Origin of the sequence: Collinsella sp. AF37-9, assembly GCF_003475115.1 — a bacterium.
In the GTDB taxonomy this organism is placed as follows: Bacteria; Actinomycetota; Coriobacteriia; order Coriobacteriales; family Coriobacteriaceae; genus Collinsella.
Genome location: NZ_QROQ01000002.1, coordinates 71,445 through 85,140, shown reverse-complemented (window position 1 = coordinate 85,140; position 13,696 = coordinate 71,445). Strand labels below are relative to the sequence as shown.

The 13,696-nt window shown below is 60.8% G+C and carries 12 protein-coding genes; 5 read left to right on the top strand and 7 right to left on the bottom strand.

The window, feature by feature from the left end:
- Positions 1-58 precede the first annotated feature (58 nt).
- Entirely contained in the window at positions 59-1,159 is a 1,101-nt protein-coding gene (locus tag DW024_RS01170; RefSeq protein WP_118376761.1) for an ATP-binding protein, read from the top strand.
- Positions 1,160-1,199: 40 nt separating this feature from the next.
- Here the strand turns inward: DW024_RS01170 and DW024_RS01165 are convergent, their stop codons facing one another.
- The 3 genes from DW024_RS01165 to DW024_RS01155 all read right to left on the bottom strand — a co-directional run bounded on the left by DW024_RS01165 (position 1,200) and on the right by DW024_RS01155 (position 6,960).
- The gene (locus DW024_RS01165; RefSeq protein ID WP_118376760.1) at positions 1,200-3,692 is read right to left on the bottom strand and encodes an excinuclease ABC subunit UvrA; all 2,493 of its coding nucleotides are present in this window, start codon (positions 3,690-3,692) and stop codon (positions 1,200-1,202) included.
- Positions 3,693-3,744: 52 nt separating this feature from the next.
- Positions 3,745-4,863 (bottom strand): BREX system ATP-binding domain-containing protein, encoded by a 1,119-nt coding sequence (locus tag DW024_RS01160; RefSeq protein ID WP_118376759.1) that lies wholly within the window; start codon positions 4,861-4,863, stop codon positions 3,745-3,747.
- A 93-nt stretch (positions 4,864-4,956) separates the two neighbouring features.
- Positions 4,957-6,960 (bottom strand): translation factor GTPase family protein, encoded by a 2,004-nt coding sequence (locus tag DW024_RS01155; protein WP_118376758.1) that lies wholly within the window; start codon positions 6,958-6,960, stop codon positions 4,957-4,959.
- A 244-nt stretch (positions 6,961-7,204) separates the two neighbouring features.
- Here DW024_RS01155 and mscL point away from each other — a divergent pair, with 244 nt between their 5' ends.
- On the top strand, positions 7,205-7,630 hold the full coding sequence (gene mscL / locus DW024_RS01150) for a large conductance mechanosensitive channel protein MscL (protein WP_118376757.1): 426 nt from the start codon (positions 7,205-7,207) through the stop codon (positions 7,628-7,630).
- Between the two features lie 118 nt (positions 7,631-7,748).
- Here mscL and DW024_RS01145 read toward each other — a convergent pair whose 3' ends face one another.
- Positions 7,749-8,237, bottom strand: coding sequence for an N-acetyltransferase (locus DW024_RS01145; protein ID WP_118376756.1), 489 nt, complete (start codon positions 8,235-8,237; stop codon positions 7,749-7,751).
- 77 nt (positions 8,238-8,314) lie between these two features.
- Here DW024_RS01145 and DW024_RS01140 point away from each other — a divergent pair, with 77 nt between their 5' ends.
- Positions 8,315-8,611, top strand: a complete 297-nt coding sequence (locus DW024_RS01140) for a hypothetical protein (RefSeq protein ID WP_118376755.1) — start codon at positions 8,315-8,317, stop codon at positions 8,609-8,611.
- 48 nt (positions 8,612-8,659) lie between these two features.
- Here the strand turns inward: DW024_RS01140 and DW024_RS01135 are convergent, their stop codons facing one another.
- Complete coding sequence (locus DW024_RS01135; RefSeq protein WP_118376754.1) at positions 8,660-9,364, bottom strand: class I SAM-dependent methyltransferase; 705 nt, start codon at positions 9,362-9,364, stop codon at positions 8,660-8,662.
- A gap of 435 nt (positions 9,365-9,799) precedes the next feature.
- On the opposite strand from DW024_RS01135, the gene DW024_RS01130 reads away from it, so the two are divergent.
- Positions 9,800-10,201, top strand: coding sequence for a hypothetical protein (locus DW024_RS01130; protein ID WP_118376753.1), 402 nt, complete (start codon positions 9,800-9,802; stop codon positions 10,199-10,201).
- Positions 10,202-10,329: 128 nt separating this feature from the next.
- Here the strand turns inward: DW024_RS01130 and DW024_RS01125 are convergent, their stop codons facing one another.
- Positions 10,330-11,145, bottom strand: a complete 816-nt coding sequence (locus DW024_RS01125; protein ID WP_118238029.1) for a putative RNA methyltransferase — start codon at positions 11,143-11,145, stop codon at positions 10,330-10,332.
- 178 nt (positions 11,146-11,323) lie between these two features.
- Here DW024_RS01125 and DW024_RS01120 point away from each other — a divergent pair, with 178 nt between their 5' ends.
- Positions 11,324-12,706: an MATE family efflux transporter gene (locus tag DW024_RS01120; RefSeq protein WP_118376752.1), complete on the top strand. Its 1,383-nt coding sequence runs from the start codon at positions 11,324-11,326 to the stop codon at positions 12,704-12,706.
- A 27-nt stretch (positions 12,707-12,733) separates the two neighbouring features.
- Here DW024_RS01120 and DW024_RS01115 read toward each other — a convergent pair whose 3' ends face one another.
- A complete protein-coding gene (locus DW024_RS01115; RefSeq protein ID WP_118376751.1) occupies positions 12,734-13,600 on the bottom strand; it encodes a LysR family transcriptional regulator in 867 nt (288 codons plus the stop codon).
- Between the last annotated feature and the right edge of the window lie 96 nt (positions 13,601-13,696).

Here is a 13,696-nt window from a genome sequence, read left to right as displayed (position 1 = left end):
TTAACCAGAATTAACTAGAATAAAATGGAGTTAAACGGCGATGTGAAAGGAGAGCCTTGTGGAATATCTCGAGAACCCGTTTACCCCCAGTTTTGGTGAGGTTCCTGCCCATCTCGCCGGCAGACAACAGATTATTCGGGATTTGGACCGTGCCTTCTTGAGCCAGCGTAGACGCCCGGAATTGACCTCGATCTTCTCAGGTGCGCGTGGAACCGGTAAAACCGCTCTCATGTCGTCGCTCGCGACAAGGGCGGAATCCCATGGCTGGATTGCCGTAAAGACGACCGCGCTCTCGGGAATGCTTGAGGAAATCGAGTTCGGGGCCAAACGTGCTGCAGGCCATCTTATCGACCCGTCTAACAACTTCGAAGTCACCGGTCTCGGAATTGCACCGCTCGGAAGCATCGAGGTCAATCGCGTTCACGATGTCTCAACCTGGCGTTATCGCATGAGCGACATCATCGACCAGCTCAACGAGGCGGGCACCGGTCTGCTCGTCACGGTTGACGAGGTGGACCCGACACTCGACGAGATGATTCAGCTCGCAGCGACGTATCAGCACTTTGTGACCGATGGGAAACGCGTCGCCCTGCTCATGGCGGGACTTCCCAACAACGTATCGACGCTACTGAACCACAAGACGGTCTCGTTCCTTCGCCGCGCCCAACAATATCATCTGGGTCGCATTGCCGACTATGACGTGCGCGAGGCCCTAATTCGCACAATCCAGGAAAACGATCGCCTAGCAGATGCTGAGGGAATCGATAGAGCCGTTCGCTCGATCTCTGGTTTTCCCTTCCTATTGCAACTCGTAGGCTACCGTGCCTGGGATCTTACAAGCGATTCGAAGGAAATCTCGTCACGTGACTTTGACCTAGGAATCAAAATCGCACGCGACGAGATGGATGACCGAATCCTCGCGGCAACCTATCGGGAACTCACTGCAGAGGACAAGCGATTCCTCATCGCCATGCTCGATGACGAGGAAGAGTCCACCACCGCTGACCTTGTCGAACGCCTTAAGCGTTCTCCGCAGCAGGTCTCCCGCTACCGACGCCGCATGATAGATGCCGGCATCATTGGAGAACGCGGGCGCGGAATCGTCGCTTTTGAATTGCCATTCTTCCGCGACTATCTCGCCGCTCAATGCGTGAAATAGAAGTCAATGTGACAAAGGGGCAGTCCCTTTGTCACATCGCCTATAGGTAGCGACCGGTAATGCTCTTGGAGCAGGCCGTGATGTCGCCCGGCGTACCGGTGCAGACGATTTGCCCGCCCGCGTCGCCACCGCCCGGGCCCATGTCGATCACGTAATCGGCGTTACGGATAAGGTCGAGGTCGTGCTCGATCACGATAACCGTGGCGCCCTTGGCAACAAGGCCATCAAACACACTCAGCAACACCTGAACATCGAGCGGATGCAGGCCAATCGTGGGCTCGTCGAATACGAATACGGCATCGTCCTGCACGCGGCCCATCTCGCTCGCAAGCTTAAGGCGCTGCGCCTCGCCGCCCGAGAGCGCCGGCGTGGGCTCGCCAAGTGTCAGGTATCCCAGCCCCAGGTCGCGCAAGGTCTGCAGGCGCGCCTGGACTTTCTTGAGTCCTACCGTGGCATCGAGTGCCTCGTCCACGCTCATATCCATAAGTTGCGGCAACGTAAGCAGGCTGCCGTCCTTGCCCTCGCGATGGATATGCGAGGCGGCATCCGCATAACGCGAGCCACGACATGCAGGACAGACGATCTCGACATCGGGCAAAAACTGCACGTCAAGCGATATCGAGCCCGTGCCATCGCACGTGGGGCATCGCAAGGCACCGGTGTTGTAGCTAAAGGCACCCGCCTTATACCCCGCCGCCTTGGCCTCGGGCGTACGGGCGAAGGCGCGGCGCAGCTCATCATGGATGTCGGCATAGGTCGCCACCGTCGAGCGCACGTTGGCGCCAATGGGCGTGGCGTCAATCAGGTTGGCGCGCGCGATGCCCTCGGCATCGACCCAACGCACGTGCCTCGGCAGGCGCTCGCCGGCCGCTTGCGCCTTGAGCGCCGGGATGAGCGTCTCGAGCACCAGCGTCGTCTTGCCCGAACCCGAAACGCCCGTCACCGCGACAAGGCGGCCGCGCGGGATATCGACTTCGAGTGGTTTGACGGTATGGATGGCATCGGTCGCCATGCGGATATGGCCTAGGTCGAACATTTCGTCGTCAGCCACCTGCGGGCGCAAGCGCTTGGGGTCCGTGCGCAAGAACGGCGCGATGCGGCTGCCCTGCGATTGTTCGACCTCACCCACCGTACCGGCGGCGATCACATGACCGCCGCCTGCTCCGGCAACGGGGCCCATCTCGACCAGATAGTCGGCTTCTGCCAGCACGCGCGTGTCGTGGTCGACAACAACCACGGTGTTGCCGTCATCCACCAGATCGCGCATCACGCCCACCAAGCCGTCGACATTGGCAGGATGCAAGCCGATCGAAGGCTCGTCCAGCACATACAGCACGCCCGTCGATCGGTTGCGCACCACGCGGGCGAGCTGTACGCGCTGGCGCTCACCCGTGGAAAGCGTGGCGCCGGCGCGGTCGAGCGAAAGGTAGTCGAGACCCAGATCGACCAGGCGACGGGCCGTGCTCAAAAACGAATCGCAGATATCCGTCGCCATGGGCTGCATCTCGGTCGGCAAGGATGCGGGCACTCCGCGCACCCACTCAATCGCCTCGCCCAGCGTCATGGCCGCCGCCTGTGCCAGATTGATACCGCGCACCTGGGGCTGGCGCGCAGCCTCGGAAAGACGCGTGCCTCCGCAATCGCGGCACGGTCCCTCGCGCAAAAAGCGCGCAACGCGCTTGAGCCCCTTATCGTCCTTAACCTTGGCGAGCGCATTCTCGACGGTATAGACGGCGTTGTAATAGGTAAAGTCGAGCGGCGTGGCGCCCTCGCCATTTTTGGGAACGTAGAGAATGTGCTTCTTAACTGCCGGGCCATGGAACACGATGTCGCGCTCTTGAGGCGTGAGCTGGTTAAACGGCACGTCGGTACGCACGCCCATCTCGCCGGCCACCTGCTTCATCAGGTCCCACATGAGCGTGCCCCAGGGAAGCACCGCGCCCTCGTTGATGGTCTTTGACTCGTCGGGCACCAGGCTCGCCTCGTCCACCTCGCGCATGACGCCGGTGCCGCCGCAGGTAGAACACGCGCCGCCACTGTTAAAGGCAAGGTCCTCGGCACCCGGCGCATAGAACTCGCGGCCGCATGCGGGGCACGTGAGCGACAGGCCCGCGGCCACGTTAAGGCTCGGCTCCACACGCGTCCCGCAATGCGGGCACACATGATGGGCGCAGCGGCTAAAGAGCAGGCGCAGGCTGTTGTTGAGCTCGGTCATGGTGCCAAAGGTCGAGCGCACGCCTGGCACACTAGGACGCTGACGCAATGCGAGCGCCGCCGGCACGTGCAGCACCTCGTCCACCTGTGCGTGCTCGGCCTGCGTCAGACGACGGCGGGTATAAGTGCTGAGCGCCTCCAGATAACGACGCGAGCCCTCGGCATACAGAACCCCCAGCGCCAGCGAGCTCTTGCCCGAACCTGACACGCCGGCAATGCCCACGAGCCTTCCCAGCGGAATATCGATATCGATGTCCTTAAGGTTATGGACACGCGCGCCACGTACTTCGATAGCGCTTGGTTGTTGCGACACCGTCATCGCTCCCCTTCCTGTTAGCCGAACGTGGCAAAGGGACAGACCCTTTGTCACATTACTCGTGCCATAAAACGCGATCGCGAATGTACGCGCCCAGCATGGGCACGACAAATCGGACGAGGCCGTATCCGGCAGCCTCGATGACGCGCTCGCGAATCAGGCTTGCGCGATATTTACTCGCCCAGCTCTGGGTGCGATCGCAACGCTCAATGATGTCCGCCATGCGCGTCGGCTTACCCTCGTCAGCAGCCATGGCCTCGATAAAGAGGCGTTGCGGACTGCGCAATCCATAATACAGGGGCGCGTCGACCGCTTCGTAGAACTCAGAGATGGCATCCGCATGGCCAGCCTCGACATCGCACCTTTCAATGACCTGCGAGTTGCGCCGGACGGCAGAGCGCCACATGTAATAGCCCACCAACTGGACCATATAGGGATGCCCCATGCTCTTGTGTGCCGCAAGGTCCGCCGTCTCCGTGTCAACGTAAAGACCAGCGTCTTTGACCGTCTGGATATATGAATCGCGCACTTTGGGCAAAGAAATCGCCCCCAGCGTACGCTGCTGGGCGCGGCGCAGAAACGTTACGCTCGGCTCTTCGAGCAAATCGTCAACCATGTTAGGCAAGCCGGCAAAAACCAGCGCAAGACCGCGCTGGTCGCTATCGGGCAAGCCCGTGGCATCTTGGTCTCCAAGCACTTGCTGATAGAGAACGGCCAGCGCCGCCAGCTCCTCGATAGACGCAGACTGCGCCTCGTCAATCGCAAACAGTATGCCCTTGCCTGGCCCGAGTTTCTTGAGGCGTTCGTTGACCAGCCCTCGCAACGTCTCGCCTTTTGCTCGCGCCGCCTCAACCGACATCCGACCAAACGACGGACCGAACTCCATTGACGTCACAACGGGCTTATTCGAGCGAAGCGCCTCGGCCAAGCGGTCGCATAAGCCAAGCGAAGCGGAATCGGAAACAACCGCCCATCCGCGCTCGCTAGCCAAACGTTGCAGCTCCCGCAGGAGAACCGTTTTGCCGCAGCCGCGGTTTCCCGTAATGAGCATGAACCTGCCCGGCGCTCCAGCGCCGTTATCGAGCCCTTCCTCAAAATCTTCGATGACCGACTCGCGGCCGATGAGTACCGGGGGCCGCTTGCCAGCAGTGGGCTTAAAGGGATTTGGATTCATGTCGGCCTCCTCGGATTGGCAAACCCTGGTAATAGTTATACCAACTTATACCGAGTTATACTAACAGGATGCGATAAAGAGACTGACCCTCTATCACCTATGGCCGAAAAACTCGGCGTCCGCCGCTCGCCAGGGGCGGAAGGTGGCGGGATCGACCTTTACGTGGGCTGCGGCGGGTACGTCGTACCATTTGACCGTGTAACCGGCGCCGTGAGAGCAAAAGACCGAATCGGGCGTGTTGGGCAGATCGGCCTCGGGCTCATAGGCGGCCGCCTCGATGACGCGCTCGGCATCATGGCAAGCCGCATAGCCGGCGAACTCCAGGTACAGATGACCGCGACCACTCGTGTAGGCGGCCACCTCCAGCGCGTAATCCTGCACCTCAGATGCCGGCACACGACCCACAAGCTTCGCCCGGTCTCCCGCCATCGTCGGCGGCTCGTACTCGGCACCCATGCGTGTGGCATCCGAGAGCGCCCGGCCCACGCACTCCCCCGGCACCTCGAGTTCAAAGCGATACCACGGCTCCAACAGCACCGCCGCGCCGGCCTCACGCGCCTGCATCAAACCCTGACGAATCGCGCGGTACGTGGCCTGGCGAAAATCGCCGCCCTCGGTGTGTTTGGCATGCGCACGGCCGCCCGTGAGCGTAATGCGCACATCGGTGATGGGAGAGCCGGTCAGCACGCCCAGGTGATCGCGCTCCATGGCGTTGGTGAGCGCCAGACGCTGCCAGTTAGGATCGAGCTCGTCGGTCGAGGTAACGGTGCCAAACTGCACGCCCGAACCCGCCGGCAATGGCTCCAGGCGCAGATGTACCTCGGCATAGTGGCGCAGTGGCTCAAAGTGGCCCACGCCCTCGACCGGCTGCGAAATAGTCTCCTTATAGAGAATGCCGCCAGACTCAAAATCAATCGAAAGGCCAAAGCGATCGGCCAACACCCGCTGCACGACCTCGAGCTGCACGGCGCCCATCAACTGCAAATGAATCTGCTCAAGATGCGTATTCCAGCTTACGCCGAGCATAGGATCTTCGTCCGCCAACTCAGTCAGTGCTTTGAACACCGCGTGGACATCGTGTTCGCCCGGAAGCACCGTATAGGTAAGGACTGGCGCAATGACGGGCGCATCGCCCGCGGGCTCCGCGCCCAGGGCGTCCCCTGGGCGAACGTGTGCAAGACCCGTCACGGCGCAGATGCCGCCAGCGGCAACTTTCTGTGCAAGCTCGTATTTCTCGCCGTTATAGATGCGCACCTGATCGATCTTTTGCTCCCATGCCTCGGCACCGGAACGTCCGCCAATCATCTGTTTTGCGTGCAGCGTGCCGCCGGTCACTTTAACCCAAGCCAAACGCTCGCCGCGATCCCCGCGGCTGACACGATAGACGCGCGCGGCGAACTCCGGCGGCCACGCCCTCTCACGCATCAGCGCGCATATGCCGTCCAGCAGCTCGCCCACGCCCTGGTCCTTGAGCGCCGAGCCGGCAAAGCAGGGAAAGAGCTTGCGCTCGGCAACCATGCGCGACAGCGTTGCGATGGAAAGCTCACCCGTCTCAAGAAACTCCTCGAGGGCTGCCTCGTCCAACGCGGCAGCGTCCTCCCAAGCGGCGCCGCCCGCCAGCAGTTCATTGGCATCCAGGCAGCCCTCGGAAAGACGCTGCCCAAGCTGTGTCAGCAAAACATCGCGGCCAGGATTCTCCAAATCGATCTTGTTGATGAAGATGAACGTCGGGATGTCATAACGTGCAAGCAGGCGCCACAGGGTTTCGGTGTGCCCCTGCACGCCATCGTTGGCGCCCACAACCAAAATCGCGTAGTCGAGCGCGCGCAATGTGCGCTCTGCCTCGGCCGAAAAATCCACGTGACCGGGGGCGTCCACAAGCATGACGTGGGTATCTCCGTGGTCGAGCACGGCCTGCGACGAGAAAATCGTGATGCCGCGCTCGCGTTCGATAGCGCTGGTATCCAGGTGCGAGTCGCCGTCGTCCACACGGCCGCGCTTGCGAATGCGACCCGCGTTGAACAGCATGGCCTCGGCCAGCGTAGTCTTGCCGGCATCGACATGCGCCAAGATTCCAACGACCGCTTGCTTCGACATGGCCCTCCTCTTATTGCAGGCCCATCGCACGCGGCAACGGGCACCCTCGTTCCACACTGGATGATACAATTTACGGGCCGGCGGGCGAAGCGGGCCCTATCCCCCGACCGAGCTCATCGCCCCGCGTTGCCGCGCGGCGATTTTCGTAGGTTCGCGCCTTGCGAAAGCCGGCACCTCCCCTTTTGTCTGCCGGGACTCATCTGGGGCGGCAACAACGCGAGCCCCACAACAGCGAGGAGCCACCATGAAGGCATTACTCAACGAGTTCAAGGAATTCATCAACCGCGGCAACGTGATGGACATGGCCGTCGGCGTGATTATCGGCGGCGCATTTACCTCTATCGTGACCTCGCTTACCGATAACATCATCAACCCGCTTATCTCCGTGATTGCCGGCGGCAGCGCCACCGAGATCTCGGGGCTGGTGGTGCCGGGAACCAATATCGACTTTGGAGCGTTCATTGGCGCGTGCATCAACTTTTTGATTGTGGCGGCGATCGTCTTTGCCATCGTCAAGGCATTCAACAAGGCGCAGGAAATTAGCGACAAGCTCGCCGGTACCGCCGCCGAACAAGCTGCGCCCAAGCCCGTCTGTCCCTATTGCCTAGAAGAGGTACATGAGGGCGCGACCAAGTGTTGCCACTGCGGAAGCGAGCTGCCCCGGCCGTAGGCGCCTTAGAGCCGGCAGCGCGCCACATCTACCGCCTCGCAAACCAGCGTGGCAATCAAACATGGCCCCACCCGGGGCCATTTTCATGTACATGGATTGTTGATACGCGTTCCCGCTCTTATGCCTCGCGCAGCCAGTCGAACGCAACACGCGGCGTGCCGTCTGACACATACACGACGCCGGCGCGCTCGAACCCCGCCTTCATGCTCGCGCCCTGCATGGGCAGGTTGTCCGCATGCGTATCGATACGCAGGTGGTCAGCGCGCTCCTTGGCAAAGGCAAACATCGCGGCCGCGATACCGTGCACGGTGCCGTCGGACGCCACGCGGTGCAGTACGGCGTACGGAGTGTTGCTACGCCACTGACCGTCCTCGATAACGTCATAGCACTCGTCCGGGCCCGGCAGAAAGGCAAACGTCGCCACCACGCGACCGTTGACTTCGCACACATAGCTGCCACCGGCGGCGATATCGGCAGCCAGCTGCTCGGCCGAAGGTGTGCCCTCGGGCCACTGTGTGGCGTTGCCATGTGCGCGCATAAAAGCGCGAGCGGCGTCATAGATACCTATGACGGCGGGAATGTCGGTATCGAGGGTTTTTCTGATCATCACGCGGCGACCTCACGTTTATTGGTATCACTTTGATTGAGCAATGATACCAGCGTTTGAAGAGGGGCGCGAAGCAGATGGGAAGCAAAAAGCGAGCCGCCTGGTCAAAGGCCAAAAGCGAGTTTTTGGGCGCTGCCACCGGCGGCGATATGAGCGACCTGTTTGCGCGCGAGGACGAGCGCCGCGACGCCCTGGACGCCGCGCGCGATGAAGCCTGGCGCTACAAGTCGTGCGAGCGCAAAAACCGTTACGACACGCGCGCCGAGGTCGAAGCAGTTATGGCCGACTGCGAAAACCGCGGACGTCGCGGGCTGGCCTGCTACAAATGCGAATACTGCGGCGGCTGGCACCTGACGTCGCACCCTTGGAAATAGACCCCGCATCGGCACAGCACTGACGGAGTGCCAGCCGTTGTACGGAAGCTACGGGCGCGGCGGCACCAGAACATCGTAACGAACGGCCTTGCCCGCAAGCTGATAGCTCGGCTTAACGCCGGCAAGCAGCGGCCCCTTCACCGGCCGCTTGATAACAACCTTGCGCGGGCGCGGCGCAAGCGCGGCTTCGACCAGCGCCTCCTCATCGGCACACGGCTGTTCCAGATGGTGCAAGAGCTGAAACTTCTTTTTCACCGCCGCGCTCTTGGTACGCTCGGGAAACATGGGGTCCAGATACACCACATCGGGAGCCGCGAGCTCACCGTGCTCGACCAGCTCAGCTGTATGGCGAAGGCCGGCAATGCTGTCCTCGCCCGCATGCAAGCGCATGCGCGCCGCGACTGTCGCAAGCGCCGGATTATCTGCCGCGCGGTCCAGCGCATCTTGAAGCAACGCCGCGATCACGCAGTCCTGCTCATACAAATCGACCGCAAAGCCCGCGGCTGCCAGCAGCAGCGAATCCTCGCCAAAACCTGCCGTGGCATCGATTGCCCACGGATGCTCAACGCCTTTCGCGCGCGCGGCCTTCACCAGCAGCTCCTGTTGCAAGCGGCCCTGCTTGAGTCGTGGAAGCATGCGGGCAAAATCGGCTCGCAGCTCCATCGAGCCATCGGTGAGCGTGAGGCCCTCGGGTGTCCTGGTTAACTCGAGCCCTGCCGCCCGAGCAACAGAAAAGGGATCGACGACGCCCATGGGCACTCCTTAACAAGCAAAACGAATACGCGAGCGCCGCCTCTGTCGGCGCCCAACCGTCCGCTATTGTCCCACATGCGACATGGTCCACAGCATCCCAATGCAAAGCACCGCCATCAATCCCGTGCACACGGCGGCAATCACAGAATCACTCATGCGCCTTCCCAACGACCGCGGCTCGCGCACTTGCCCTGTTCCGTACATCATGGCTCCTCCTTAGACCAACTCCTTGTTACGCCTTCATCATCGCAGCGCCGTACATGAGCTGCCATCGATTTGACTTACGCCCAGCTTTCCTTTTTGAAAGGTTGGACCGTGCAGGTAAGAAACGCTTTCAAACGCATGCATCGCCCCGTTGAACTACAATGTGCTTCACGATATGTGCCGCAACCTGGGTGCGACAGATTCTCCGCGCCCGCATCGAAAGGACCAGCTATGAGCGCCGCTCGCAAGACACTCAAAATCCTTGCCCTGATTTATTTTGTTCTGGGCATCGCCAGTCTCATCATGGGAATCGCCGGCATCGCGACCGGCAAGCTCGAGTCCACCTACGGATCGAACGCCATGCTCGCCGCGGCCGTGATTATCGCCAAGGGCGTTGTCGATCTTGCGGCAGGCGTCGCCGGCATCAAGGGCGCCAATAAGCCCTCGCAGGTGGATGGCGCGTTTAAGCTCGGCATCGTTGCCGCAATCGCCACGATTGCGCAGGCCGTGCTCACGCTTCCCGCGCTCGGCGGCAGCTCCATCAATATCGTCGCCTTTGTCATCGTGGTCTACGACCTGTTCTTTGTTCAGCAGGCGCACACCGTTAAGGCCGAGAACAAGGACCGCCTGTAAGCGCTCGCTTCTCATAACCTTTGTAGCCAAGCAACTAAAAAGGGCCGATCGCGCATCTCCGCGGTCGGCCCTTTACGTTTGCCCAGATAAACCCTGCCAAAATAAACCTGTCCCTTTTTGGCAGGTTGTTAGCTGTGGCGGTACTCGGCGATGATGAAGTCGATGTCGGTTTGAAGGGTGTCCAGGTTTGCCAGGCGCTCTTTGTCGGCGGGGCGCGTGCGGTAGTAGTACGGCGTCATCTGGAACACCGCCTCGATGTCAGCCTGGGTCTGGAGCGTAATGTTCGCAGACACCCGCTGCGTTCCGACCAACTCGAGCTCGGTCGTCTGCGGCAGCTTCTCGTCATTGAGATATGGCGTGTCGTAGAGCACCTCCTTGAGCCCAAACAGATGACGGGCACCCGGCACCACGGTGTAGAGCGAGCCCTCGGGTGCCAGCACGCGGGCAAACTCGCGCTCGTTAAAGGGGGCAAAGAGCTCGGTCACCATATCGAAGGCGCCATCGGCCACAGGGATATCCTTCATGTTGGCCACGAAGTAGGTCGCATCGCCGCGCTTGGCGGCCAGGCGCACCATCTCTTTACCCAGGTCAAAGCCATAAGCATCCACGCCCGGCACCGCACCCATGGCGCTGGTGTAGTAGCCCTCGCCGCAGCAAATATCGAGCAAGGTCATGGGGCCGTTCGCAGACGCAGCGCGCCCGAACACCCGCTCGCGCACCAGCTCGACCATCGCATCGCGCAACGGCGCATAGTATCCACGGTTCAGAAAGTCACGACGGCTGCGCGCCTGCGACTTGGGATCACCCATGGAGTCACCGCTCTTGGACGAGCGCAGCAGATATAGATAGCCCTCGCGCGCACGGTCAAACCGGTGCCCGCCCGCGCATGCAGCACCGCGCTCATCGTCCACCAACGGTTCATGGCAAACGGGACACAACAACATGGCAACTCCTTAGCGCGGACTACACAACGCCCACCATTGTCGCACGCCTTCCCCACCTAGTCATTGGGGACGTTCTTAAACGACTAGTCATTCAAGAACGTCCCCAATGACTAGTCGATTAGGAGTATCATCATCTGCGCAAATAAGCACGAAAGAGCATATTAGAGATTGAGAGCGTATGGCTGATACCGCGTCCAAGCACATTGACATGACCACCGGCTCACTGTGGCGCAATATTCCCCTGTTCGCCTTCCCCGTGGCCGCCACGAGCATCTTGGAGCAGCTATCGAACCTCATCGCCACGGTCATCATCGGTAACTTCTCAGGCGACCAGGGAACCCTCGCCATGGCGGCGGTCGGCTCCAATGTTCCGCTTACCAGTCTTATGCTCAACCTGTTTATCGGCATGTCGCTTGGCTCCAACGTGGTCATTGCCAACGCTATCGGCCGCAACGATCAGAACATGGTCAAACGCGCCGTCCATACCTCGATTTTGATGGCGCTCGTGGGCTTTGTCGTCATCGCACTGGGCGAGATCTTTGCCGAGCCCATGCTTGCCGCGCTCAACGTTCCCGCCGAAACCATGCCGCTCGCTTCGCTCTACCTGCGCGTCTTTTTGCTCAGCATGCCCTCGATCTTGCTTTACAACTTTGAGGCCGCGATCTTCCGCTCCGTCGGCATCACCCGCATGCCGCTGCAGGCGCTCGCCGTGTCCACCGTCCTCAACATTGGCCTGGATCTCATCTTTGTCCCCGTACTCCACTGGGGCGTCGCGGGCGTCGCCATCGCCACCGCCATCGCCTACACCGTCAGCGCCGCCACGCTCTTTATCCGCCTGCTCAAGACCGACTCCGTCGTCCGCGTCACCCCACGCGACTTAGGCTTAGACCCCGTCGCCCTCAAGCGCATCGTCAAGATCGGCCTGCCCGCCGGCATCCAAAGCGCCGTCTTTGCCATCGCCAACATCATCATCCAGTCTGCCATCAACAGTCTGGGCACCGAGGTCATGGCCGCATCGAGCGCCGCCATGAGCCTGGAGTACGTGTGCTACAACCTGCTCAACAGCTTTAGCCAGGCGTGCACCACCTTTGTGGGACAAAACCACGGTGCCCGCCAGATTGACCGCTGCACCAAGACGCTCAAGGTCTGCCTGGTCGAAGGCGGCATCGTCGCGCTCACCACGATTGTCGTCATTGTCGGCCTGGGGCGCGAGATCCTGTCGCTGTTCAACAGCGATCCCAACATCGTCTCGATCGGCTATATCCGCGTGTGCTCGATCTTCCCGGCATACGCCTTTAGCATGTTCTACGAAAACATGTCCGGTTATCTGCGCGGCTTTGGCATCTCGCTCACGCCCGCCCTCATCACCATGATCTGCGTCTGCGGCATCCGCTTCTATTGGGTGTTCCGCGTGTTCCCGCACTTCCGCACTTTTGCGAACATCATGATGGTCTACCCCATCAGCCTGGGCACTACGGCGTTCTTTATGGTCGTGGCGGTACTACTTTGCCACCCGGCACGCACCTATCGCGCCACCCAAGCCAAAGCGACAGCCCGCTAAACACCGCGCTCAACGCCACGCCAGTCATTAATTGACGATATGCGAGCTCATATAGTTGATAAAGCGCCTCGTAGCGATAGGCATGGTATCCCAACTGCGCCAGGCTGCCACGACATCGCGTGAGGGAGCGTGCACGATGGGACGCACACAAATATCGGCCCGCATGCCCTCGACGGTACGGCGGTAGAGCATGCTCACACCGAGGCCCTCCTCCACCATCGCCATAATGGTGTAGTCATCGGTGACCTCACTCGTCACATGCGGCGATAGCCCGTGCGCGGCAAACGCATCGAGCACCAGACTCTGTTCGCCCTCATCCAGCAGCACAAACGGTTCGGACGCCAGGTCGGCAAGCGTCACCTTTTCCTTTGCCGCCAGTGGATGGACGGCTGGCAACAGCGCCACCAGCTCGTCGTGATAGACCACGCGCTTCTGAAGCCCCGTGGTAAATCCGCGTGCCGTAAAGCAAAAGTCAACCATGCCATCGTGCACCCACTGGGCATTGCGCGTGTAATCGCCCTGCTTGAGGGTAAAGCGCACGCCCGGATGCAGGGCCCCAAAGTCGCGGATCACACGCGGCAACACAGTACGACTCACGTTGGTAAACGTCGCAATGCGAATGTCGGTCGACGAAAGCCCCAGCAACTCCAGGCGCTTGCCCTCAAGCTCGGCCTCGGCCGTAACGATCTGGCGCAGATACGGCAGATACTGTTTGCCGTCGCGCGTCAGTGAGACGCCCTGCTTGCCACGCTCGATAATCGTGGTGCCCAGCTCGCGCTCGAGCGCCTTGACGGCCTGGCTCACCGCGCTTTGCGTATAGCCCAGCTCGTCGGCGGCACGTTTCAGGCTGCCGCAATCGACCACCATACATACAATCTGATACCGCGATGCCATCGTGCCTCCACATCGATGTAGCCGTAAAACGTTTTGCCAGGGCTTTTTCTTCCAACATTAGTATTTCTTAATCATACTGAAGATACATTCGCTTTA

Excerpts from the sequence above, each read along its gene's own strand:
- DW024_RS01165 (WP_118376760.1), bottom strand. The coding sequence starts at position 3,692 with ATGACGGTGTCGCAACAACCAAGCGCTATCGAAGTACGTGGCGCGCGT.
- DW024_RS01160 (WP_118376759.1), bottom strand. The coding sequence starts at position 4,863 with ATGAATCCAAATCCCTTTAAGCCCACTGCTGGCAAGCGGCCCCCGGTA.
- DW024_RS01155 (WP_118376758.1), bottom strand. The coding sequence starts at position 6,960 with ATGTCGAAGCAAGCGGTCGTTGGAATCTTGGCGCATGTCGATGCCGGC.
- mscL (WP_118376757.1), top strand. The coding sequence starts at position 7,205 with ATGAAGGCATTACTCAACGAGTTCAAGGAATTCATCAACCGCGGCAAC.
- DW024_RS01145 (WP_118376756.1), bottom strand. The coding sequence starts at position 8,237 with ATGATCAGAAAAACCCTCGATACCGACATTCCCGCCGTCATAGGTATC.
- DW024_RS01140 (WP_118376755.1), top strand. The coding sequence starts at position 8,315 with ATGGGAAGCAAAAAGCGAGCCGCCTGGTCAAAGGCCAAAAGCGAGTTT.
- DW024_RS01135 (WP_118376754.1), bottom strand. The coding sequence starts at position 9,364 with ATGGGCGTCGTCGATCCCTTTTCTGTTGCTCGGGCGGCAGGGCTCGAG.
- DW024_RS01130 (WP_118376753.1), top strand. The coding sequence starts at position 9,800 with ATGAGCGCCGCTCGCAAGACACTCAAAATCCTTGCCCTGATTTATTTT.
- DW024_RS01125 (WP_118238029.1), bottom strand. The coding sequence starts at position 11,145 with ATGTTGTTGTGTCCCGTTTGCCATGAACCGTTGGTGGACGATGAGCGC.
- DW024_RS01120 (WP_118376752.1), top strand. The coding sequence starts at position 11,324 with ATGGCTGATACCGCGTCCAAGCACATTGACATGACCACCGGCTCACTG.
- DW024_RS01115 (WP_118376751.1), bottom strand. The coding sequence starts at position 13,600 with ATGGCATCGCGGTATCAGATTGTATGTATGGTGGTCGATTGCGGCAGC.